Source organism: Marivirga atlantica (genome assembly GCF_016734805.1).
Lineage (GTDB): Bacteria > Bacteroidota > Bacteroidia > Cytophagales > Cyclobacteriaceae > Marivirga > Marivirga atlantica.
The window spans coordinates 351,333-376,355 of sequence record NZ_JAERQG010000004.1; the positions used below are offsets into that span (position 1 = coordinate 351,333).

16 protein-coding genes are annotated in these 25,023 nt (G+C 36.7%); all 16 read right to left on the reverse strand.

What is annotated here, in order from left to right:
* Position 1: 1 nt before the first annotated feature.
* The 16 genes from JKP34_RS15880 to JKP34_RS15955 all read right to left on the reverse strand — a co-directional run bounded on the left by JKP34_RS15880 (position 2) and on the right by JKP34_RS15955 (position 25,002).
* Positions 2–790, reverse strand: coding sequence for a carboxylesterase family protein (locus JKP34_RS15880; protein WP_201923632.1), 789 nt, complete (start codon positions 788–790; stop codon positions 2–4).
* Positions 780–2,273, reverse strand: a complete 1,494-nt coding sequence (locus JKP34_RS15885; protein ID WP_236665024.1) for a glucoamylase family protein — start codon at positions 2,271–2,273, stop codon at positions 780–782. Before JKP34_RS15885 ends, JKP34_RS15880 begins: the two co-directional genes overlap by 11 nt.
* Positions 2,254–2,637 (reverse strand): endonuclease domain-containing protein, encoded by a 384-nt coding sequence (locus JKP34_RS15890; RefSeq protein ID WP_201923634.1) that lies wholly within the window; start codon positions 2,635–2,637, stop codon positions 2,254–2,256. Before JKP34_RS15890 ends, JKP34_RS15885 begins: the two co-directional genes overlap by 20 nt.
* 110 nt (positions 2,638–2,747) lie before the next feature.
* The gene (locus JKP34_RS15895) at positions 2,748–4,724 is read right to left on the reverse strand and encodes a glucoamylase family protein (protein ID WP_201923636.1); all 1,977 of its coding nucleotides are present in this window, start codon (positions 4,722–4,724) and stop codon (positions 2,748–2,750) included.
* A 66-nt stretch (positions 4,725–4,790) separates the two neighbouring features.
* Positions 4,791–6,098: a LamG-like jellyroll fold domain-containing protein gene (locus tag JKP34_RS15900; protein WP_201923638.1), complete on the reverse strand. Its 1,308-nt coding sequence runs from the start codon at positions 6,096–6,098 to the stop codon at positions 4,791–4,793.
* Positions 6,099–6,132: 34 nt separating this feature from the next.
* Complete coding sequence (locus tag JKP34_RS15905) at positions 6,133–7,617, reverse strand: RagB/SusD family nutrient uptake outer membrane protein (protein ID WP_201923640.1); 1,485 nt, start codon at positions 7,615–7,617, stop codon at positions 6,133–6,135.
* A 2-nt stretch (positions 7,618–7,619) separates the two neighbouring features.
* Positions 7,620–10,604: a SusC/RagA family TonB-linked outer membrane protein gene (locus tag JKP34_RS15910; protein WP_201923642.1), complete on the reverse strand. Its 2,985-nt coding sequence runs from the start codon at positions 10,602–10,604 to the stop codon at positions 7,620–7,622.
* A gap of 37 nt (positions 10,605–10,641) precedes the next feature.
* The gene (locus JKP34_RS15915) at positions 10,642–12,084 is read right to left on the reverse strand and encodes a DUF5689 domain-containing protein (RefSeq protein ID WP_201923644.1); all 1,443 of its coding nucleotides are present in this window, start codon (positions 12,082–12,084) and stop codon (positions 10,642–10,644) included.
* Between the two features lie 288 nt (positions 12,085–12,372).
* Complete coding sequence (locus JKP34_RS15920; RefSeq protein WP_201923646.1) at positions 12,373–14,211, reverse strand: 7TM diverse intracellular signaling domain-containing protein; 1,839 nt, start codon at positions 14,209–14,211, stop codon at positions 12,373–12,375.
* A 78-nt stretch (positions 14,212–14,289) separates the two neighbouring features.
* Entirely contained in the window at positions 14,290–15,102 is an 813-nt protein-coding gene (gene pyrF, locus JKP34_RS15925) for an orotidine-5'-phosphate decarboxylase (protein ID WP_201923647.1), read from the reverse strand.
* A gap of 45 nt (positions 15,103–15,147) precedes the next feature.
* Complete coding sequence (locus JKP34_RS15930) at positions 15,148–15,783, reverse strand: LolA family protein (RefSeq protein WP_201923650.1); 636 nt, start codon at positions 15,781–15,783, stop codon at positions 15,148–15,150.
* A 12-nt stretch (positions 15,784–15,795) separates the two neighbouring features.
* Positions 15,796–18,288 (reverse strand): FtsK/SpoIIIE family DNA translocase, encoded by a 2,493-nt coding sequence (locus JKP34_RS15935; protein WP_201923652.1) that lies wholly within the window; start codon positions 18,286–18,288, stop codon positions 15,796–15,798.
* 82 nt (positions 18,289–18,370) lie between these two features.
* Complete coding sequence (locus JKP34_RS15940; RefSeq protein WP_201923654.1) at positions 18,371–19,408, reverse strand: quinone-dependent dihydroorotate dehydrogenase; 1,038 nt, start codon at positions 19,406–19,408, stop codon at positions 18,371–18,373.
* Positions 19,409–19,486: 78 nt separating this feature from the next.
* On the reverse strand, positions 19,487–20,389 hold the full coding sequence (locus JKP34_RS15945) for a hypothetical protein (protein ID WP_201923657.1): 903 nt from the start codon (positions 20,387–20,389) through the stop codon (positions 19,487–19,489).
* Positions 20,390–20,394: 5 nt separating this feature from the next.
* Positions 20,395–21,873 (reverse strand): SusD/RagB family nutrient-binding outer membrane lipoprotein, encoded by a 1,479-nt coding sequence (locus JKP34_RS15950; protein ID WP_201923659.1) that lies wholly within the window; start codon positions 21,871–21,873, stop codon positions 20,395–20,397.
* A 15-nt stretch (positions 21,874–21,888) separates the two neighbouring features.
* On the reverse strand, positions 21,889–25,002 hold the full coding sequence (locus JKP34_RS15955) for a SusC/RagA family TonB-linked outer membrane protein (protein ID WP_201923661.1): 3,114 nt from the start codon (positions 25,000–25,002) through the stop codon (positions 21,889–21,891).
* Positions 25,003–25,023: the final 21 nt, after the last annotated feature.

Below are 25,023 nucleotides of genomic sequence, written 5' to 3' on the forward strand. Positions count from 1 at the left end.
ATTATTTACTTTTTGAAAATAGCCACGACATAAACTCTGGTTCAGCAAATGCCGGGTCCCAACTATTGTGATTGGCCTCAGGATATAATGAGAATTTCACATTAGCTCCTTCAGCTCTCAAAGCCTGATACATCTTTTCAGAATGTGCAGGGTCTACTATATCATCTTTTGCTCCATGAAAAATCCAGAAAGCCACCTGATCAGCATATAATGAAGCATCATCAGGGTTTCCTCCTCCACAAATCGGCATGGCCGCAGCAAAAAGCTTAGGTCTTCTTTTTACAATTTCGAAAGTCCCCATCCCTCCCATTGAGAGGCCTGCCATATAAATTCTGGATTGATCGGTTGTAGCTAGCTGTTTTAATGAATCCATCATAGAAAGCACCAGCTGCATAGCTTTAGTTGGTGGACCTTCCGGTGAAAAATCAAAACTTCTTTTGCCAGCCTCATTTCTTGTTACTGATACATTTGACCAATAATCTTCTTTGGGGCATTGCGGAAAAACTACTACTGCCGGATATTTCTCTCTGTTCTCTTCTTGCAGAAATAAGGAAGAGCCATGTACTAATTGCTTTTTGTTGTCATTCCCTCTTTCACCAGCTCCATGTAGAAAAAGCACGAGCGGATAAGTTTTATCACGGTCAAAATTTTCAGGATACAGTATTCGATAGAGTAGCGTATCACCATCAGAAATGAAAGTTTCTCTTTCAAATAACTCCTTATCTTGAGCACGTAAAGTAATGCTCAGACAAAAAGCTATCAGCGTTGATATATAAATCTTAATCTTCATAGCTGAAACCTAGTTTTTCTAATCCTTTCTGTACTTCGGGAACCTTAGCGAATAAATCCCACACAAAGCCTGATCTGTAATTTTCAATCATGACTGGAATGGGTCCCTGATCAATTGCCAAATAGCGCGGTAAATACCAATCTGCTTCAAAGCTGAATGCATCATAAGGGCCATATTTACCTCTTAAGCTATCGAGCGATGGTTGATACATAAACTTTAAGAATTTCATGCTTTCAGCCGGTGTATAAGGGAATGAAGAAAGCGCAGCAGTTGGTGAAATCACACCCAAATCTCTGCTTGGATTATGACCTGCATAACCTCGCATTGAATAGCTTGATGTTAATCCCCAACAATTTTCACCATAGCCTTCGTATTCTTTCGGATTATCAACACAATATCTGTAATGAATCAGCGCATGGTTTTGATTAAGCTTCCAGTAATCGCCATACTGATCTTTTAGCCCTTTAGGGTTCAAGCCCAAATATGAATAATGCGCCCAAAATAATGGTCCGACAGGGTCTTTACTATGCTCATAATGATCTAAGATCGTTGGCAGATCATAAAAGGTGGTATCATTGGCAATCGCCCCTGATCTAGCCCAGCCTTCCGTATAAGCCGCTTTTGAGATGGGATGTGTTGGTGATGATGCCGCCAGAATGTACATGATTAAACATTCATTATAACCACCTACAGCAAAGTTCATATCCCAGCCATAGTTGGGCGACCAATGCCAATAGAGTACATCTTTTCCTTGTGTGTACCAATCCCATTCAACTGCTTCCCAAAGTGTATTAATTCTACCGGCTAGGGCTTTCTCCTGTTCATTTCCATCAGAGAAATATTGGCGAACTGCCAAAAGACCCTGCATTAAAAAGGCTGTTTCCACTAAATCGCCCCCATCATCTTTTTTACTGAAAGGTTTTACTTTTCCTGTTTCACCATTTAGCCAATGCGGGTAAGCTCCATGAAAACGATCTGCCTTTTCAAGAAAAGACACCATTTTATCAAATCGATTAAATCCTTCCTCCCTGGTAATGAACCCTCTTTCTATGCCGACCAAAATGGCCATCAACCCAAAGCCTGTTCCGCCTGTAGTTACTATGTTTTTATCATTAGAAGGATAGATATTATCCAAATGAACCCTTTCACAAGCCAAACCTGAATTTGGCTCAGCACCTTCCCAGAAATAGTTAAAAGTCTGGTATTGTACCAGGTTGAGTAATGAGTCGTCAGAAATACTCAATTCAACTTGGGTGGTGTTATCATTAGAAACTTCTGAGCTTTTCTCCGAGCTCTTTGTATGCTGCTGACAGGCTACTAAAATTAGAAAAGAGATTCCCATCAAAATAAAGAGAATCGATCTTCCCGCTTTAAAATGACACTTTGAAGGATCTATAGTTCCTTCTAAGTGCTTATCTCTGTATCCTTTAGTCATTTCTGACGAATTCCCCTCTTGAGAGGGGTTAGGGGTGTGATTCTTCATAATCATAGATATAATTTGTGATTGTTCTTAACACATTATTTATGTCTTGCATAACCTCTATATCGGCAAACCTTAAAACCGTTAATCCTAAACCTTCAAGTGCCCGTTGTTTAGATTCATCCTTCTTTTGTACTTCCTCAAATTTGTGGGTATAACCATCCAACTCAATTACCAACATCAATTCGTGACAGAAAAAATCTGCAATATATTTCAGTAAAGGCTTCTGACGATGAAAATCATACCCCATCATTTGCTTTCCCTTCAACTGCTGCCATAACCTGATTTCGCTTTGTGTACTATTATTCCTTAACTCCCTTGCCAGTAGCTTCAATTTAGGATCATATGGTAATATGTTTCTTTTCATTTCATTTACTCAAGGACACACCCCTAACCCCTCTCAAGAGGGGAAAGTGAATGTCAAACCAATCGGTAAAATCAGAATCTCATTAAAGTTCATTTTCATATCAACTGAAGTTAATAAGTAAATCCAAGTTTGTTAAGTCCATCCTGCACATCAGGATCGCTCATGTATAGATCCCAGATTAAGCCTGTTCGGTAATTTTCAATCATAATGATGATTGGCCCCTGATCAATTGCCAGATAACTATTAGCATACCAATTCTGCGTTACATTATACGCATCATGAAAGCCATACTCACCCCAAAGTTTATCTCCCATTAAATAATAGAAGTGTTTGATCGCTGCCATCGATTCTTCAGGTGTATAGGGAATAGACGATATGGCTGCAGTTGGCGTGATAGTACCTATGTCATTGGTAGGCGAATGAGCCGTATAGCCATTGTAAGTATCGCTGGCGGTTAAGCCCCAGGCATTTTCTCCATAACCCACATAATTTTGAGGATTGGCGATACAATAGGCTCTGTTGATTAATGAATGAGCAATATTCTGTTCCATGTAATTGGCGTATTGGTCTTCAAGATTTCTTGGGTCCATTCCCAGGAAAGAATAATGTGCGAAGAAAAGTGGACCACCACGATCATAGCCAAGAGGTAATTGATAACCATAATAAGTTGAACCATTTACCATTCCTCCATTGCTTGCCCAGCCCTCTTCATACACTTGTTTAGTAATTGGATAAGTTGGAGATGAAGCAGCTAAGGTATAAATAACCAAGGCCTCATTCCATCCTCGGATTTTCAGATTCTTCTCAAAATCGAAATTTGGTGACCAATGCCAGGTGAGCACATTGTCTCCCTCCTGTTGAAACCAAGTCCATTCAACTTCTTCCCACAGTGTGGTGATTTTTGAAATGATCGCAGCTTCTTCAGTAACATTACCATCAAGATATTGTCTGACTGCGAGCAGCCCCTCAATCATAAATGCTGTTTCTACAAGATCGGCTCCATCATCATTGGCGCTAAAAGGTATGGTTTCCCCAGTGTTACCATTCATCCAATGCGGCCATACGCCATGAAAACGATCAGCATTTTCTAAGAAATTAATGATGGTCGAAAGTCTTTGAACACCTTCTTGCCGGGTAATGAAACCCCTTTCAATTCCCACCAAAATAGACATAACTCCAAAGCCCGAACCACCAATGGTTACTGTGTTCCCTGAAGTATTTCTCTCTCTGGCTAAGCCACTCACCGGATGTCCAAAATCCCAGAAGTACTTAAATGTTTGCTCCTGAACTTTGGTTAATAAGGCATCATCTGAGATTTCAGGAAAATCGTAGGTGGAGTCTATTTGGGTGTAGAATTCCTTTGTAAAGCCTTCAAATCGAAGATCAGTTGCACTTCTAAGTTCATCAGAAATCTCAAAAGTATATTTATTTAAGGGCTGTGCTTCTCCACTAACAGTTAAAGAAACATTTTTATGATCATTCGATAAACTTAGCTGCGATGACAGTGCACTACCAAATCTATTTTTTACTGTAAAGAATTGTTGAATTGCTCCTACGTTTTGCAGTGAATCAGAAAAACTTAATTGAATCGTTGGGGCAAAGCCTACATTTTGAATTCTACGACTTGAAAACAAATCGTTATCTGCTAATGTGGCACTGAGTAAATTAAAACTACCTTGTTCCGTAATAAAGGAATATGAGGCGCCTGGAAACGCACTATTATTTACCGAGGTTATTTCACCAATTAAAAGAGTATAGCTTATAGCCCGTGGTAGAAAGTTAGAAGGAATTATTGATATTGTTTTATCATTGTCAAGATAGGCGTACGACACATCAACCAAGTCGCCAGAATTATTCCTAAGTTCTAGATTTGATTCCGCAGAAGACCTATCTAGCTCTTCTGAGAAGGTAATGACAATATTTTGATCTGCTGGCACTTCTTGTTCAGGCTCATTTGGACTTAAGCTAGTTGTACCAACACGAATACTTTGCAACCTTAATATCTCATTTTGAGCATCAGGCGTTTCTTCATTGCAGGAAAGAAGTAGGAAGGAAAGTAGTAAAATTAAGGGACTTAGATGTCTCATATAGAGTTTATAAAAAGACAGAGGCCAATTACAGCCTCCGTCTTCAATTATGAAAAAAACAATCTATTATGGCTTTTCTGCATTATAAAGGTTAAGCACATCTTCAGAAGAATAAGATGCATCAAAAATTCTAAAGTCATCTAACATGCCTTTAAAGTGATTTGAGGTCGGTAAATCAAAATTACCAAATCCTGTATCTTGCCAAAGTTCACCTCTACGTGATTGTACCCATCCAAAAGCAAGATCTGGGAAAACATTAGGTTCTTCACCCGAATATTTCCATCCAACGCAATCTTCTTGTGGATGTGGAGCATATTCATTGTAATCTTGTTCTTTCATAAGCTTACCATCAATATATATGGAAGCAACTAAAGAAGGCGCGTCATAAGTAAATACTATATGTTTCCAATTACTTACAAGTACCGCTGAAAGACCACCTTGATCCGACAAATCTTCTTCATAGGTGTGGCCTCTCCAACCACCTGTAGCATTATAAATTCCATCACCATTAAAACTGAAGCCTTCACCTCTAGTATAAGGGTCTTCTCCTTCAGGCTCTATTTCCCAGAAAGTGGCTAAACTAAAATTATTTGCTGAACCTGAAGATTCCATTCTAAAACCATAAAATGCTCCTAAACCAAACACAAACTGACCTGCCGGACCTGTACCATCTGCATTTAAGTTATTAAGAGTATCAATATTCATCCATAGACTTATGGTCCAACTACTATTCTCTTTCATTAAATCAGCAGCATCATTTACTTCTATGATACTAGCATCACCATCAAACAGAGCTGTACTTGAAGCTTCATCATGCCTGTCAGTTACATACTCTATATTAAGTTCAGTATCGGCATCGTAAGTGCCTGTTTCATCAGTTGCATCTCCATCAAACTTCCAGAAAGCCAATTGATTCTCTTCTTTCGGAGGTACTACTGGCGCTCTACCACCTGTTTTAAAGCTTCTGCTTGTTGCTGTGAGTGACCCACCAGCTGTTGATGAAACTTCACCTAATGACAGGCTAAAATTTGTTCCTCTCGGAAGCTCTTCGGAAACAGTAGCTACTACATCCATTCCATTTACAGCTAGATCATAAGTAGCTCCTTCAATATTAACAGAGCTTTGAGAAACAGTAGTTTCATCTACTTCTGCACTAAATGTAATTGTTATTACAGGATTAACTGGAACACCTTCTGCAACAGTTGCTCCATTCAAATCAATGGTTGTTTCTTCACCACTTTTAACATCGGTACCTGTAGCAGTAATTGCTGTTACAGTAAGCGCTGCTGGTTCATCGTCTTCATTATCACAACTAACCATAAACAAAACACCTGTTATTAAAACCAGGTTAAATAAATGTTTGTACTTTTTCATAATTCAACTATTTAAATTTATACATATTTAAAACTTACTCGTAATTAGGATTTTGTGTGATCCTTCTTTGTGAAATATCAATTTCAGACTGCGGGATTGGAAAAAGTTCGTGCTTGCCTTCTACAAAGCCTAAAGGGCCAAGAATAGTAGAAGCTCTATCAGTTCTTACTAAATCCCAATACCTGAGCCCTTCAAAAGCCAGCTCATAGTTTCTTTCATCTTCAATCAAAAGTCTCAAAGTAGCTTGATCAGTTGCGGTTATATCAGGTAAAATATCGGTATTTCCTGCTCTGGCTCTAGCCCTTACCTGATTTAAATAATTCAAGGCAACATTTGGACTCCCATTTTCATTAGCTGCTTCAGCGGCCATCAGCAACACATCCGCGTATCGAATAATACGTTGGTTGTGACCAAAGGACTCTTGCGCAGTTGTACCAGGAGTCCACACTTTTTGATTATAGCATTCTATTTCAACAATCTGGCCATCAACTCTAGTTGTATCGGTTGTTGCATCATCACCTAAAATCTCAATACCGTCTAATACCTCTCCCAAGAAAATGACACTTGCATCCAATCGAGGATCTTCATTATTCTGCATTTCGATAATCCATGGATAAGCTGGTCTTCCAAATCCCCAGCCTCTATTTGGTGTACCTCTCACTCCCCAGGTATTTGCATATTGATTGCCTCCATCTCCAAAACCAAAAGGTAAGGCCGGAACTTCCCACACGGATTCAACCCCACCTTCACTTTCAACGTTAAAAGCATCTTCAAAATCTGGTTCAAGACTATATTGACCTGAATTAATCACTTCTTCAGAGTATTGTTGTGCTAGAGGAAAATCGCCTAAATACAGGTAAAGTCTAGCTAATAACGCCTTTGCTCCACCCCGGGTAACTCTTCCTAAATCTTCAGCAGCATAGTCAGACTTTTCAGGCAAGTTTTCCACTGCAAACTCTAAATCAGGAATAATCACATCCTCCCAAATGATTTGCGCATCGGTTCTAGTTAGATCAAGTGGAGGATTTATTTCTAATACTAATACTGCATCACCAAAAGCACGAACAAGAATAGAGTAAAAATAGGCTCTCAAAAATCGAGCTTCAGCTACGTATCTAGTTCTGAGCTCCTCATCCATAGTAATCTTTGGAACTTCAAGAATCACTAAATTACTTTTTCTTATTCCTTGATAAAGTGTTGCATACCATCTTTCCATTGCAGGATCGAATGCGTCAAACGTAAAATCTTCGAAAACCGCTGTTGCGGCACCATCTCCTGCACTACTTCCTTTGGTTACCTGATCTGTCATAATATCCAGCAATGGAAATCCACCAGCATTAAGGTTCCATTGTCTAAGACTATTATAAGCTCCATTTGTAGCTAATAAAGCATCATTTGCAGTTGCTGGAAATAGCCCTTCAGTTGTTTGGCTAAGCGGTGGTTTTTCTAGAAAATCTTCATTACAAGAAAAAGTTAAGAAAAACAGTAAAATACAAATACTAATATTTAAATATCTCATAACTAAAAGTTTACATTTAGTCCTACACTATACGTTTTGGTAACCGGATAACGTCCTAAGTCGATAACCCCGTCTAAAGGATTACCCGTACCAATATCAGGTGAATATCCTGTATATTTTGTCCAGGTTATCAGGTTAGTACCTCTAACATATATTCTGACCTGACTCGCCTTTATTTTGGATATTAAGTTTTGTGGAAAATTATAACCCAGTGTTAATGTTCTAAGTCTGAGGTAAGAAGCATCTTCTACAAAATAATCTGAAGGAGAAAAATTAACCCCTCCTTGAGTAGCTCGAGGATCAGTATCAGAAGTACCCTCACCAGTCCAACGATCTAGAAATTTATCCTCATAATTTAGGATAGAAAATCTGAGAGCTTGTTTCCCATTGTATACATCTACTCCAGTTTGCCCTTGAAAATCAGCAGACAGGGAAATACCCTTCCAACCAACCGATCCTCCAAAACCAAAAGTTAAATCAGGAATAGAATTGCCAATTACTGTTCTGTCTTCAGCGTTTAAAACACCGTCATTATTTACATCTCTGTAAATAAAGTCGCCTATTCCCTGAGCTGATAAGCTAGGAAATTGATTGAGTTGTTCAGAATTTTGAAATACTCCCTGTACTTCATAACCATAGAAGAATCCTACGGGGAAACCAACAACTGTTCTAGCTACTCTTTGACCATTACCCAAATCACCTCCAATAATTACCGAGTCAGCACCAAACCCCTCTCCTAAGTCTAACACCTCATTCTTGATAAATGATCCTAATACATTTAGAGAATAATTAACATTCCCAATTTGATCCTTCCAACTTGTATTAAATTCAAATCCTTTATTCTCAACATTGGCAACATTATATCTTATTTGTTGAAAAGCACCAATACCCGTATATCCTAATGGGGTAAGATTCACCAGTATGTCGTTAGTAGTCTTATTATAATAGTCAAGTTCAATTACCAACCTATTATTTAGGAACTCTCCATTAATCCCAAAATCGTACTGTACCTGCTCTTCCCACTGAAGATTTGGGTTGCCAGCAGAAGCAAATGAGGCTCCTGGATTTAATGTTTCATTCTCGCCAAATACAGCACCTTGTCCGGTACCAATAGTAGAATACTGATTGTTAGCTGGTATTTTCTCATTCCCAACAATACCCCAGCTAGCCCTCAGTTTTATATTCTCAACAAAATTTGTTTGAGGGAAAAAAGATTCTTCAGATAAATTCCAACCTAAGGCGAAAGATGGAAATACGCCATATCTATTATTAGCTCCAAACTTTGAGGATCCATCTCTTCTATATGTGGCAGTAAATAAATACTTATCCATCAAGGAGTAATTTACTCTAGCCAAAATTGAAACAATTGCTGTTTCTGATGCATTGTTACTAACATTTTGTAGTAATGGATCTCCATCTCCAGCATTGATATACCAAAACTCTTCCTCTTCTCTTAATAGGTTCTGCGCAGATCCATTTAAGAATTCACTTCTGGTTTGCTGTGTTGTATAGCCAGCTACTGCATTAATTCTGTGAATCCCATTAAACTCTTTGTTGTAAGATAATATGTTTTCAAAAATCAACTGATAAAAGTCAGAATAACTCTGAGAAATATCACTCGTTTCATTTTGTTGAAGTGGTGCTACAAAGAATTCAGGTGTGAATGACTTAGTTTTTGACAATGATCCATTGAACTGAAAAGATGTTTTAAAAGAAAAGCCATCTAAAAAAGAAAATTCAGCATATAAATTACTAACCGCTTCTTGACGAGTTGTCTTACTGTTTTGATATTCAATAGCTGCCAACGGATTAGCACTACCCCTAACCTCTGCAAAAACTTCATTTCCTAAAGAATCAGTTGTAAAAGGTTCGTCAATCGGGAAAGCCCTTAAAGCAGTAGTAATAACACCAGGAGCATTACTCTTGGTAGTAGATGCAAGAGATAAATTAAGCCCCATTTTAAAAGACTTACCTACTTTATAATTGTTATTAAGCTTTGCCGTAATTCTTTCAAAATCTGATTTTGGTAAAATCCCATCTTGATTAAAATAACCTAGACTAAAATAGTAGTCTGACTTTTCAGAAGCTGAACTTACTGAAGCATTATAATTATTGATAGGAGCTAAATCTTCAAATATTAAATCTTGATAATCAACATTTGGTAAAACATCAAGATTATTATAAGTACCTGGAGCAAACTCATTAACATAAGTTGCGAATTCTCTTCCATTCATCACACCAATTTTATTCGCTATTGACTCCCAACTTTGTTCAGCAGAAAAATTAACTCTTACAGTTCCTTTTTCTCCTTGCTTGGTGGTTATTAAAATAACACCATTACTTCCCCTAGAACCATAAATAGCAGTAGCTGAAGCATCTTTTAACACTTCAACCGATTCAATATCATTTGGATTCAAGAAGTTTATACCACCATTAAGAATTACACCATCTACCACATAAAGAGGGTTGTTATCATTTAAAGTACCTATTCCTCTTAGTCTAACAACTGGCTCTGACCCTGGATCACCACTAGTATTGGAAACCTGCAAACCCGAAACTTTACCTTGTAAAGCTTGTACAGGATTAGCCGCTGGTACTTTAACAAGTTCCTCACTTTTTACTGAAGCAACAGAACCAGTCAAATCACTTTTTCTCACAGTACCATAACCTACCACTACTACTTCAGAAAGTGTTTCAACATCTACTTGAAGTTGAATATTAATTTGACTCCTTCCATTTACTGGAATAGTTTGCGTTTTATATCCTATAAATGAGAATTGTAGTTGTGCATCGGAACCAACCCTTATCGAATAGTTACCATCTAAATCTGTTGTTGCTCCGTTTGTGGTATTCACTACTTTAATTGAAACTCCAGGGATAGGATCTCCATTTTCTGCATCGGTTACAGTCCCAGTCAATAAATCTTGAGCAGTAATCATATAACTGCCTAGTAGAAAAATAAGAATAGTTAGATAAAGTTTTTTCATATTTTACAATTAGGTGCTGTTTAGATTTTATACGTAGTTATTTAGAATTTGACCATAACCAACTTAAAATTGAATCGGACTCATTTAAGATGTAGTTCCATTCATGACCTTTTCCCTCAGCCTCAAAATATTCAGCTTGCTCGTTTGGCAATTCATTTAATGCTTCAATTAAGTCTCTGCTATATTTTGGAGGGACAACCCCATCATTACTTCCATGATATAATCGGATAGCTATATCATTACCATAAGTTGATACTAAAGATGAATCATGTCCTCCAGCGATAGAAATAGCTGCAACTGGCAAATCTGGGGCATAATAGAGGTATTCCAATGTACCTATTCCTCCCATTGATAAGCCCATTACATAAATTTTATTCGGGTCAGCATCACCAGATGCTATTAGTGATTTCGTTAACTCTATGACTAAGCCCATTGGCTCATTTGGATTGTCCTCAACAGGAAAAGAAAAAATTCTATCTCCGCCAGAATCATCTATTTCTCTTCTCGACCACATAAACTCTGGTGGGCATTGTGGATAAATCACAATGGCCGGATATTCTTCTCTCGCCTTCTGATTATTAAAGACCTGAGTCCCATAAGCTAGTTGACTTGTGTTATTAGTTCCGCGCTCTCCAGCTCCATGTAAAAATATAACTAATGGATAAGACGTCTCAGAATCATGATTTCTAGGCAGCATCATTTGATAAGGAATAGAGGCTCCATTAAATTCAAAAGTCTTTGCTTGAAAAAGTGAGTGTCTTTTACTTGTAAAAGCTAAATTTTCTAAAGCATCTGGAACGATAGTGAATGCATTATTTTCAACTAAAAGTATACCCTCAATATTGCCACTTTCATAGGGTACTTCAAAATCAGACAAACTAGAATTCTCACTAATACGCAAGCCAATTTGGTTGCCCTCATCGTCTTGTAAAATACTTTCTTCTAATTCAGCTATTTTTTGCCCTACAAGTGACTCATTAAATTGTACACCGTATACTTTAATGCTTTTCTGATTATAAGAGTCATTCAAATCCGATAAATCAGTGACAATATCAAAATATATAGAGTTGTCTGTACTTATATTTTGAGATCGTTCTGCAAGCTGTTCAATTTCAATAGATGTGTTATTATTATCCCCAAAGACTTGCTGTTTTTCAGCATCAAAGAAAAGGCCTGTTAACAATAGAAAGATTTCATCACCTTTATTAAAATTATTATCAGATGCGCTTCCGGAAATGTTAATAGATAAAGGTGTGCTACCCTCTTGAAGATATATGATACCTTCTATGTTACCGGTGTTATCCGTTGAAGCTATTACTACTTGAAGAATAACGGTATCTTCTATTAAACCATTTGATGTAAATGATTGAATAAAATCATCCAAATCATGAGTTTTTCGCCAATTAATCTCAATAGTAGTTTCTTCCTCATCTATGATATTTGGTTCTTCTTCAGAACAACCAACTAATAATAAAAACAAGAAAGTAGATAACAAAAAGACACTTCTGCTATTGAAAATTCGATTGCTTTTAACAGGATAATTATAAACCATACCCTAATTAAGAAAAAAATTAACATCACTTCCAAGTCTAAATCTTAAAAAGATTCAATTGTATCTTTTTAAAATCATTAAAAAACAACTCGTTTTTTGCGCTTTAAAAACAAGCATTAATAGACTAAAATTAAATATTGACAGAATTATGCAAACGTTTGTCTCGTTTAAAAAACAATAAAAAAAATTTCGGTAAATTATTGAAATAATAATATTTCACTGAATCTCTTCAAATTTCAACGACCTATCGTAACCGTAAGAAAGTAAGGCATTCAAGTAGGATTTACCATTGCTCTGAATTTCATCATCAACCTTCTTTCTGAATTGCCAAATAGTATTCCTTCGCATTTCAAGAACTTCGGCCATTTCGTCAAGTGTGTACTTATCTTCATTGAGGTATGAATACACTATAAAGAATGCCTTATGGAGTGGAAATTTTAATCCTTTAAATACAGTAAAAGCGGTTGGGCTTTCATTATAGCCGCACTTAGTACATCTGCGCGAATAATTTTTCTTATTTTCAATATATTTCTCATTATCGCACTTTTGACAAGTGTAGCTGCTTTTCCATTTGAAGTCAGCAAGAATTTCAAGACATTCATCTGAACTACTAAATATTTCAGAGAACTCATCAAAATCGAGGTTTTTATGAGACAAACGCTCTTTCTGAATCTTCTTAATATTGTTTTGAAGTCGCCAATTGTCTAAATCAAGAATTGAATTGATTTCAGCTATTTCATTATACTGTCTTGAAATCTTATTGTTGGTTTCCTCCAGTAGTGAGTTCTTTTCACGCAAGTCTTCCGTTCTTTCAGCAACTTTACGCTCAAGGTCTTTATTAATCTTATTGATAAGTGCGATATTCTGTTCATGCTGAGTCACAATTCTTTTCAAGGCTTTATCACGATTGGCCTTTAGTATTCTAACCCTATCAGAAAGTGCATACGTCAGGAATAACATCTCCAATATAAAACAGATATGTAAACTGTAATAAGTAAGTATACTGAAAGGTATAACAGACTGCATTACCAATGCTTTTAATATAAAACCAAGAAACAGTATGCCATAAGCCAGAACGAAGAACCTGGCAGGTTTATAACCCCTAATAAGCACTGCTATACTGGATATAAAAATGAGAGAGAGTGGGATAATCTCAATATTCCTTAGCTGAAATAACTGATGATCAATAAAAAGTGCCACAATAAAGAATGCTATCCTGGCCACAAAGACCATTAGAAGTAGCTTATACAGTTTGGGAGCCCTTTGTTTAACATTCAGAAACTTAAGCGAAAATAATATAGACCAAAAAATGATTGAGAACAGTGCTATTCCGTAGGCAAACTGATTTAATATAGGCTGATTAGGCCACAGATACTGATAGGCAATTCCATCGATACACATGGCATATAAGCCAACACTCAAAATGTAAAGAGTATAATAAAGGTATTTGCGCTCCTTGATGGCAAAAAATATAAGCACGTTGTACAATGAGATAATCAGGATCATACCGTAGAAAAGCCCATACAACATATACTCACTAAGTGTATATTGAATAAAGCGATCGATTCGCTTGATGGCTATTCTGATATCGGCATATTGAGAATTTTTTACTTGAATGTAAGCTTGATAGTGGTTGTTGCTTTGAAGGATTACCTCAAAGTTCTTATGATGAATGTTTTTCTGGTGGAAAGGAAGCGCATCACCCATCCTGATTTCATCAAATCCGGAACTATCTTTAGCTATATATACATTAATACTATCTATAGATTGGTCATAAAACTCAAGTACATAATTACCATTATATTCGGGCAACTCCAGATCGAGCTTTACCCAATAGGTTGAATGCTTATTATAATTTTCAGGCTTAAATTCTGGATTTAGTTGAAACCTTTTTTGATACTGAGGGCTAAGTATTTGATCAAAATCAAGCTTATTCGATTTATCTTCAAAATGAGCTAAATCGGAAATTGTAAGGATAATCTCCTGATCGGTTTTATCAACTTTTAAAGGTGGTTGAAAGAAAAATGTTAGAAAATGAAAAAATACTAAAAGCATATTAAAAGTGTTTACCCCAACAGACTATACTAAATATACCTTTAAAATAGGAAAATCTAAATTTGTCTGCTTATCTGGTTAACACCATTTAGCTAAATATCCTTCCATTTCTTCTTGAATTGATTTTGCTTTTTGAGCTGCTACCTGAGCAAAGTTTTTTTCATCAGATGCATAAATAATTCCTCTAGATGAGTTCACGAGTAACCCACAATCTTTATTAAGTCCTTTCTCAGAAACATCAGACAAATTACCACCTTGAGCACCTACACCTGGCACCAACAAGAAATGATTGGGAATTGACTTCCGTATTTTTTCAAGCTGATCCGTTCTGGTGGCACCGACTACATACATCATATTTTCAGAATCACCCCAATCTTGTGATTTCTGCAGCACCTCCTCAAATAAGGACTGATCATTGACCTTCAGATATTGAAAATCCTTCGAACCCTGATTAGAAGTTAAAGCAAGCAGAATTACCCACTTATTCTCAAATTCAAGAAAAGGCTCAACGGAATCACTCCCCATATAGGGAGCAACAGTAATGCTATCGAAATTCATTTGCTCAAAGAAAGCCCTGGCATACATCTTTGAAGTATTACCAATGTCACCACGCTTGGCATCTGCGATGGTAAATATATCATCTGGAATATATTCGATTGTTTTCTGTAAGCTTTCCCAGCCTTTGGGTCCGTGCGCCTCGTAGAACGCAATATTTGGCTTGTAAGCAACAGCATACTCATACGTAGCGTCAATAATCTGTTTATTAAATTCAAATATGGGATCTTCAGCAGATTTCAGATGTGAAGGAATTTTATTGATATCTGTATCAAGACCAACACACAGATACGACTTCTTACTGAATATTTGTTTGATGATTTCTTGCTTAGTCATATTAAGAACATAAAAAAGCCACTGATCTTTTCAGTGGCTTAAACATTATCTAAAGTCTAATACCTCTATGTTAGGATATTTTGATGGATCAAAATTAAATGCTGAAGCACTTAAATCATTTCTCACCTTAAAATCTGTAACTGCATAATTAAAAATATTCCCAGCTCTATCAAAAACCGACCAGCTATTTAATAGATTGGACTGCTTATCAATCTTCAATCTTATTTTGTAAAAATTCTCATCTTTATTAGTTGGTACTAAATCTATAATGTGATATTTAGCGGTACCCTCACCAGCCATATACAAATATTTATAACCTGATTTATAAGCATCATATATTTTACTAGGATTCATTTCGCCTGCCTCTGGGTCATAATTGCTAATAGTCACTTCATTAGCATCCTTTAAATAAGTCCAAACAGTTTCATTATTATTAACGATTACCTGACCAGCAACATCGGCTTTAAACTTATCTCCCATTACGGTAATGGTACCTGTAAAGCTGTCGTTTATGTTTTCATCTTTGTTCTCAAGTGTCTGTGTAAATGTGGCAGAAAAAGCAGGAACTTCTCTGTATTTAGCACTCATCTGGTCTAAAATCTTTTTGGCTTTAGGGTCATTCTGAGCCACAGCAATGTTAATTGCAATAAATGTTAAAAGAATCGATTTTAATATTTTCATTTTTGTAGTCTTTTAATTGTCCATGTTGTTCAATAACTGTTCCAAACTCATTTCGTCAGGAATTAAAACTTCTCTTGCCTTACTACCTTCAAAAGCTCCTACAACGCCAGCTGCTTCCAACTGGTCAATAATTCGGCCTGCTCTATTATAGCCTAATTTCAACTTACGCTGAATGAGAGATGTACTACCTTGTTGGTGCATAACTATGAGCCTTGCAGCTTCGTCAAATAAAGCATCTCTATCTGATAAATCAACCTCACCTACTTTGCTATTGTCGTCATCTCCAGAAAACTCAGGTAATTGATAAGCCATTTCATAACCTCTTTGGTTACCAATGTACTCTACTACATCATCAATTTCAGGTGTATCAATAAAAGGACATTGCAGCCTTATTAAATCAGAGCCTTGAGATAACAGCATATCACCCTGACCAACCAACTGTTCTGCACCGCCAGCATCAAGAATTGTTCTTGAATCTATTTTTGAAGTTACCCTGAAAGATAATCGTGCAGGGAAATTAGCCTTAATAATACCTGTGATAACGTTAACTGAAGGTCTTTGTGTAGCAATAATCAAATGAATACCTATTGCTCTGGCCAACTGCGCCAACCTGGCAATTGGTGTTTCTACTTCTTTACCGGCTGTCATCATTAAATCAGCCAACTCATCTATCACTAATACTATGTAAGGTAAAAATCTGTGCCCTTTTTCAGGATTGAGTTTTCGGCTGACAAATTTATTATTATACTCCTTTAAGTTTCTACAACCAGCATCTTTAAGCAAGTCATATCTATTATCCATTTCAATACAAAGCGAATTTAGCGTATTAACTACTTTCTTTGTATCTGTAATAATAGGTTCTTCACTGTCAGGAAGTTTTGCCAGGAAGTGTCTTTCAAGCTTGTTAAAAAGTGTTAACTCCACCTTTTTAGGATCCACCAACACAAATTTAAGTTGTGATGGATGCTTCTTGTAGATAAGTGAAGCTAACATCACGTTTAAACCAACTGATTTACCCTGCCCCGTAGCACCGGCCATCAATAAATGTGGCATTTTGGCCAAATCTGCCACGAACACCTCATTAGATATAGTTTTACCTAAAATAACAGGGAGTTCTTTATCACTACGCATGAATTTATCTGTTGCCAAAACAGACTTCATGCTCACCATCTCACGATTTTTATTAGGTACTTCAATACCAATTGTACCCTTACCAGGAATTGGCGCTATAATACGAATGCCAAGAGCAGCTAAGCTAAGTGCAATATCATCTTCGAGGTTTTTAATCTTGGAGATTTTAACACCAGCCTCAGGTACGATTTCATAAAGCGTTACAGTTGGCCCGATGGTAGCCTTAATGCTTTGAATTTTAATCTTGAAGTTGGTAAGTGTCTCAAGAATCTTGTCCTTGTTCTGCTCAAGTTCCTCCTGAGTCACCTTCACTTTACCTGAATCATGATCTTCCAGTAGATCAAGCGTTGGATATTTATAAGACGATAAATCAAGGGTTGGATCATAGTTTTCCACCTTGGTAGCTGACTTTTCTTTGAAATCGGATTCTTCTACAGCAAAATCAGATTCCTGCTCAGCTTCCTCTTTTTCACTATCAGCCTGTTCTTTTATATCATCCTCTGATAAAACTGCATTAGAAAGTGTATTCTCCACTTCCATTTCCAAAGTAGGCTTCACCTGCTCTTTCTTTTCCTGCTTATCAACAGTTTTTACTGTCCAGCTATTACTTTCATCCTCGACTTCCTCCTCACTTTCTTTTGAGTAAGGTTTTTGATCTTCAGACGTATTCTGTGTTTCAGATTCATCATCTTGACTATCGGCAACTTCTGTTTCATCAGAAGGTATATAAACATCATCTTTTTGATTAAATGATAACAGCGAAGTGATGTCAAAATAGAAAATGCTGAATACAAGCAATGAGAATATTAATACCAAATACGTTCCCCAGCCGAAGAGGCTATCGAACAATACGGCCAACTCATAACCTATACCTCCACATAAAAAAGAAAAAGCATTGGTTTCGCCAGCTTCAAAAACCATAAAGCCCAGTAACAAACTTATCCAAAAAAGGAAGAATGCTACAAAGCTAAAAGCACTAGCTGCTGACATAATAACCTTCTTGAAGGTTATGTGGTAGCCTAGAATAAATAAAAAGGGTGGTATTAGAAAAGAAGCTAAACCAAACCATTTAAAAATAAATAAGTAAGAAGCCTGAGCCCCTAGCAAACCTAACCAGTTTTCAATTTCAGCACCAGAAGCCTTTACATCCATTTCGGCTGCGGCCTGTATCACACTCATATCCGACTTACCCGTAAAGAGATAAGAAACAAAAGCTGTAAAAAGGAATAAGGAAGTAGTTAAAAGAAAAAAACCGACTGTGAGGTGTAATCTTCTATCTTTAAAAAAAGCAAAATTAAAATTGAAGTTTCTCGATTTCCTTTCTGCTTTCTGATTTTTCTTAAAAGTGTTTGATTTATAGGTGTTTTTAGCCATCAGCACTGCCTAATAAGCGAATACAAAGTTGTTAAATTTGAATTTAAACGCAAATTACAGTAAATATTACTCACATCAACAATTATAAGCCTCTCTTTAGAATAGCCTTGTTGATTTTTTTAATGAGCGATGGACCTTCGTAAATAAAACCTGTATATAACTGAATAAGGCTGGCGCCTGCTTCCAGCTTTTCTATAGCATCTTGGGCTGACATTATTCCACCAACACCAATAATTGGAAATGCACCTGCAGATTTATCATGAAGATATCGTATTACCTCAGTTGATCTATTTTTAAGTGGCTTTCCACTCAAACCACCATTGCCGATATCGCTAATTGTTGATTCATCAGTTTTTAGGCCTGATCGGTCAATAGTAGTATTTGTTGCAATAATTCCATCTATTTTAGTTTCCCTTACAATCTCAATTATATCATCAAGCTGCTCATTGGTTAAATCTGGAGCAATTTTTAATAAAATAGGTTTTGGTGTATCTTTTTCCTTGTTAAGCCTCATTAAGCCATTTAAAAGATTGGTTAATGGCTCTTTATCTTGAAGTGCCCTTAAATTAGGTGTATTAGGTGAACTTACATTTACCACAAAATAGTCTACATAGTCGAATAACTCCTCAAAAGATGTTTCATAATCCTTATAAGCCTCTTCGTTAGGAGTAACTTTATTCTTGCCGATGTTACCACCTACAATTACTTTAGATTTTCTATTTTTCAATCTTTCAATTGCAGGTTGCAATCCTTCGTTATTGAAACCCATTCTATTAATAATGGCTTCATCTTGCCTAAGCCTAAATAATCTAGGTTGAGGATTGCCTGGTTGTGACTTAGGCGTTAGGGTGCCTATTTCAATGAACCCGAAGCCTAGTGAGGCAAACTCATCAATCATTTTAGCATCTTTATCAAAACCAGCTGCTAAACCAACAGGGTTAGGGAATTTAATACCGAAAAGCTCTCTTTCAAGCTTCTTATTTTTGAGGCTAAAAAGACCTTGATTAATTGATTTTGCACCTGGAATGCTAAAAACAAATTTTGCCAGCTTGAAGGTAATATAATGCGCCTTCTCAGCTGGCAAAAGAAACAATAAGGAACGGATTAGGGATTTGTACATTGGGATCTTTATTAATTGACTTGGACAAAAAAAAAGCTTGTACAAATGTACAAGCTTTTAAATATTGTCGTTTTAATGTTATTGCAAAGTATAAGTAGTTACACCTCTTTCACCGTAACCAGTTGCTTCCCAATAAATTGTTATAGTATTTGCATTGGGATCATAGTTACTAGTTGGCTGAGTAGCGTCCTGTACAATTAATCCACCAAATTGATCACTAACAGTACCCCAAGTTATCTCATTACTACTCGGATCGATAGTTATAATTGCATTTCTAGCGCTTGCTCCATAAAGATCAGCATAACCAATCCCCCATAATCCACCAGTAATGTCAACCAACGGATAAGAGCCCTCAACAGTACAGTCAGCTAAACCTAGCGCCTCCTCGTAAGAATAGGTTACTGGACCTAAGTCTGAAACCAGAACATCTCCGTCAACCGCATAAAGACCTGCTAAGTCACCACAATCATTATCAGAAATTTCCACGTAGAATTCTTTTCTAATAGAGCCTCTACCTCCAGCAAAAGATAATCCTGCACTTTCAACACCTGTAGCCCCATTTAAAGTAACAGTTAGCTCTTTTGTTCCGTCCTGAACAAAGTTTTCAGGAAAAGAAATGGTGAATTCTGCTTGATCAGTTACAAACTCATTCGGCTTAGCAGGTAAAAATGGTATTCGTATTACCGCTCCATTTTCATCAACGGATTCTAAATACTCACTGCTTATTGTAAAATCTGTACCATAAACTGCAGTTCCTTCAAAACTCAAGCTAGCTAATAAATCCTCACCTCCAGATATTGGAGCTTGAATAGTAACTGCCTGAGGAAAATTAGAACCCTCAGCCAATGCAGTACTATCAGGAGTATTAGCACCAAATTGAACAAATAAATCCGTTTGTTCTACTCCAGCCAATGGATCAGCTACATCTTCACAAGAAGCCAATACAAAAACGGTTGCAATTGCGTATATTAATTTTTTCATATTCATTAGTTTAATCTTTCAAAGAATACTGGTACATCCCTCAATGGAGAAACATCTGGTGCATTCGAATTCGAGCCCAGAGTTGATTGAGGTAACGGTATTCTGCTAATTACAGTATTAATTGGCCCACCAACTGCCGGAGTTAAGGCCGGACGTTTAGTTCTTCTCCAATGAGACCATGCTTCAACACCATTACCGTAAAGGGCTTTGTAAAGCTCCTGCTGTATAAAAGATACCGGATCTGTTTTACCATTCAAACTGTTTGCAGCAATATAAGCGGTAACATCAGCATCAGCAATCTCGTACTCAGTACCATCAAATATACCCATATGGGCTGTAGTACCATTGGCAAAAGCAGTTTGAGCATCACCTGTTGCCAAACCTCTTTGATATGCCTCAGCGGCTAATAACCAATATTCTGAAGCTGCAAACCAAACATCAGGTGCATCTTGTCTAATGTAAAAATCAGAAACAAACCCTCTTTCAGCAGGATCTGGTAAAGGCGCAGCACCGTTTACTGCTCCAGTAAATTCATAATCATCTGGTTGAGTATAATACGGAACAAAGAATGAAGTTAATCGTGGATCATTATCATCCTCTAATAGAGTTACCATTCTATTAGACGCTAGTCGCCAAGCCTGATGTTGTCTATCAGTTGCACTCGGCAAATAAGATCCTAGATTAGAGAAGTTATCAAAAGTGGCGTAATCGAAATTTTGATTAGATCTTTGATTGTAATATCTAAATATAGCATCCTCAGAACCATCCACTTCATCGATAAAGTTTGCTCCAGAACTTAATAGTGCACTTATTTCTGCATCTCTATTTTCTACGTAGGATAATCTCATTAAGGCTCTTAATTTCAACGAATTACCAAAAGCTTCCCAATTATTCATATTTCCACCATAAATATGGTCAAAGGTAACAATTGTGAAAGGTTCATCCTGATTATTCAAATCAATTAAACCTAGTGCCTCATCAAGTAAATCAAGTATCCCTTGGTAAACATCTGCACCCTCATCAAACTCTGGATTAACGAAATCTGGATTATTAACTTGATAAAAAGGCATTTCTCCCCAACGATCAATTCCATGAATCCATGCAAACGCTTGTAGTAACTTCAATTGAGCAACAACATTATTATTTCCTTCCTCGAGTGCTATATTAATAGCTAAGTTAGGATCTTTAATAATGTCCTGATAAAATGAAAATTCCCAAAAGTTGTTATTACCAATTTCACTAAACCCATAAGTATCAGGGGCAGTAAGTACAACAACAGGCTTATGATGTTGAATAAAAGCCGCTCCATCTGGATTAAGTGTATTTAACCTATTTTGTGATAAAGCTATAGATGCATTCATCAGCAAAGTACCAGGAGGCACCTCTGATGAGGCGTTAGGATTAGTATTAACATCCAGAAAATCTTCTTCGCATGATGTTAATATAATCAAACCTGTTAGTAAAAGTGTTATATATTTTTTCATCTCTTTCATAATTTATTAAAATGTTAATTTAACATTCACTCCCAATGAACGAGTAGTAGGTAAGTTAAATGCCTCAATACCTTGTGCATTACCAGAACCGTAGAAACTCACCTCAGGGTCAATATGAGGAATTTTCGAGTATAATAAGGCCAGGTTCCTTCCTTCAACCCCCAAAGAAAGACTACCAATTGGAAGGTCATTAAACCAAGCACTTGGAAGAGTATACGATGCACTTAACTCTCTTAGTTTTACATAAGTAGCATCAAAAACACCGTCAGCATCAACAGTATTCTGTTGTCCCCAGAATTGCTGTGCAGTAATGGCAATGTCATTAGGACGAGTTGAAATAGCATTTCCATCTTCATCTTCATCTAGTAAAATAACCCCATTATCAATGTATGCTAAATCTCTACCTTCAACAGTCTCCATAACAGCACCATTTCCTCTTAATGATTGAACGGTTTGTGAATGAATTTGACCACCTTGTCTCCAATCAATTAAAGCACTAACAGACAATCCTTTGAAACTGAATTCATTCTGAAAACCTAATCTAAAGTCTGGTGTTATGTTACCAATCTTTTGCCCATCTTGAGATAATCTTAATCCACTAACCGGGTTTATCAATATATTACCCTCACTGTCTCTTCTCCAATCAGAACCAAATATTGTACCTACAGGCTCACCTAAATAGGCTCTTAAACCAGGATCTGTTCTAGTACCTGGTACATCAACAAATTCAAATTCATCCTGAATAGATACTAGCTCATTAACGTTTCTAGCAAAGTTAACAGTGGATACCCATTTAAAATCTCCTAATTCAAGCGGAGTTCCTGTGATCTTGACTTCCACTCCACTGTTTCTGATAGATCCAGCATTTAAGAAGAAAGATGAAAAACCTGTTGAAGGTGCTACCGGTACATTTACAATCTGATCATCAGTTTGTTGTACATAATAAGTTGCATCTACAATTAATTTACTTAAGAAAAAATGAAATTCACCACCAACCTCATAGGATGTAGTAATCTCAGGACGCAATTCTGCATTTGCCCTCGCATTATTACCAGCAAAACCAGGGATTCCATTAAAGGGATAAGTATTGTCTACACCAAATAATTGGAAAATACTAGTTTGCGGAAAAAACACTGGACTTAGTTGAAAAGGAGTGGTTGAACCACCTACTTGAGACCAGTTTGCACGCACTTTTAAGAAATTGAAAAGATCAGAACCAAAATCAAATGCATCTGTTAAAACCGCACTACCACTTACCCCAGGGAAGAAATAACTATTATTATCTACCGGTAATGTTGAGTTCCAGTCATTTCTACCAGTAATATTTAAGAACAAGTAATTATCCCATGAAAATCCAGCGTCAAAAAATGCACCAATAATTCTTGTTCTATTGTTAATTACATTTGAAGCTTCTTTATTATTTGCATTTTGAATTACAAAAAGTGTTGGATCTGTCAAATCTTGTCCTCTATCGAATGCAGATTCTACGTAAATATCATTTACGTTATGTCCAAGTATTAAATTCAGATTTAATCTATCAGTAATATCTTTGTTAACAGTAACTAACAAATCTGAGTTAGTTTGTTGCTCAAAAATTCTATCATTCCATAAACCTCCGTCAACATAACCACTTGAACCTGCCTGATAAATTTGCTTTCTATTATCATAAATAACATCAGTACCCAATCTCCAAGATATATTTAACCAATCTGTTGGTCTAAATCCAATTAGGCCATAACCAAATAACCTGTTTACATCTTGGGTAAATACGTTTTCATTCAAAGAGAAGAAAGGATTCTGCGTGATTCCCAAAAATGGAACAGGGGAACCATCTGGATTCAAATACACATCCCTGTCTTTGTATCTATCTAAATCAATATTCCTTGGAATAGTAGTTACAATGGAAGCTACAGCATTTGGGTTATTAAATCCAGTTTCTGGTCGACCATCATTATCAGATCTTTGATAAGTTACAGCAAAACTCGAATAAAAGTTATTATCAAAGTTACGAGACCCATTTAAATTAAAGGTAGTTCTTGATATAGCAGTATTTGGAACAATACCTTCTTGATCCAATTGTGTTATACCAAATCTATAAGTTGATTTATCATCACCACCAGCAAGAGATACACTATTGATCATAGTTTGCCCAGTTCTGTAAAAATTTTCTACGTTATCTGGTACTGCGGAATAAGTAGCAGTCGAACTATCAGGTGCTATAAAAGACCTTCCATCAAATCTCGGACCCCAGTTAGCTTGAGAAGCACTATCCAATTTATTTATTGATCCTTGACCATATTCATTTTGATAATCTGGCAATCTGAAAGGGCTATCAAAACGTACTGAGCTATTTACAGTTACAGACATTTTGCTATTCTTTTTCCCTTTTTTTGTTGTGATTACAATCACACCGTTTCTAGCTCTTTGTCCATATAATGCTGCAGCTGCACCACCTTTTAAAACAGTCATTGACTCAATGTCGTCAGGATTTATATCACCCGCCCTATTTCCATAATCAACACCTGAAAATCTGTCAACAGATGCGATGTTTGTGTTCTGGATGGGAACACCATCTACAACATAGAGTGGTTGGTTGTTACCGCTTATTGATGAAACACCTCTAATTACAACTCTAGATGATCCTCCAACAGTACCAGAAGAAGCATTAACATCAACCCCAGCTACTTTACCAGCGAGTGCATTATTAATATTGCTTTCTCTTGACTTTAAAAACTCATCGGATTCAACCGTTTGAACTGCATAACCCGTTGCTCTTGATTCTCTCTCGATACCAGAGGCAGTTACTATAACCTCTGATAATTGTTGTACATCAGTAGCCATTGAAACATCAATAACGGATTTTGAACCAATCTCTTTTTCGACCCTGTTCATCCCTATAAAAGTAAAGACTAAAGTACCACCCTCTGACGGTACTGAAATTCTATACTTACCATCAAGATCTGTATTGACACCATTCCCTGTGCCTTTAAGTAGAACCGTTACACCAGGTAATGGCTCCCCTGTCTCGCCATCGGTCACTGTTCCCCCGACTGTGCGATCCTGTGCCCATGCGTATAGCACAAACACCAACATGAAACATGTTAGTAGAATCTTCTTCATACAATTTTATTTTAGGTTAAA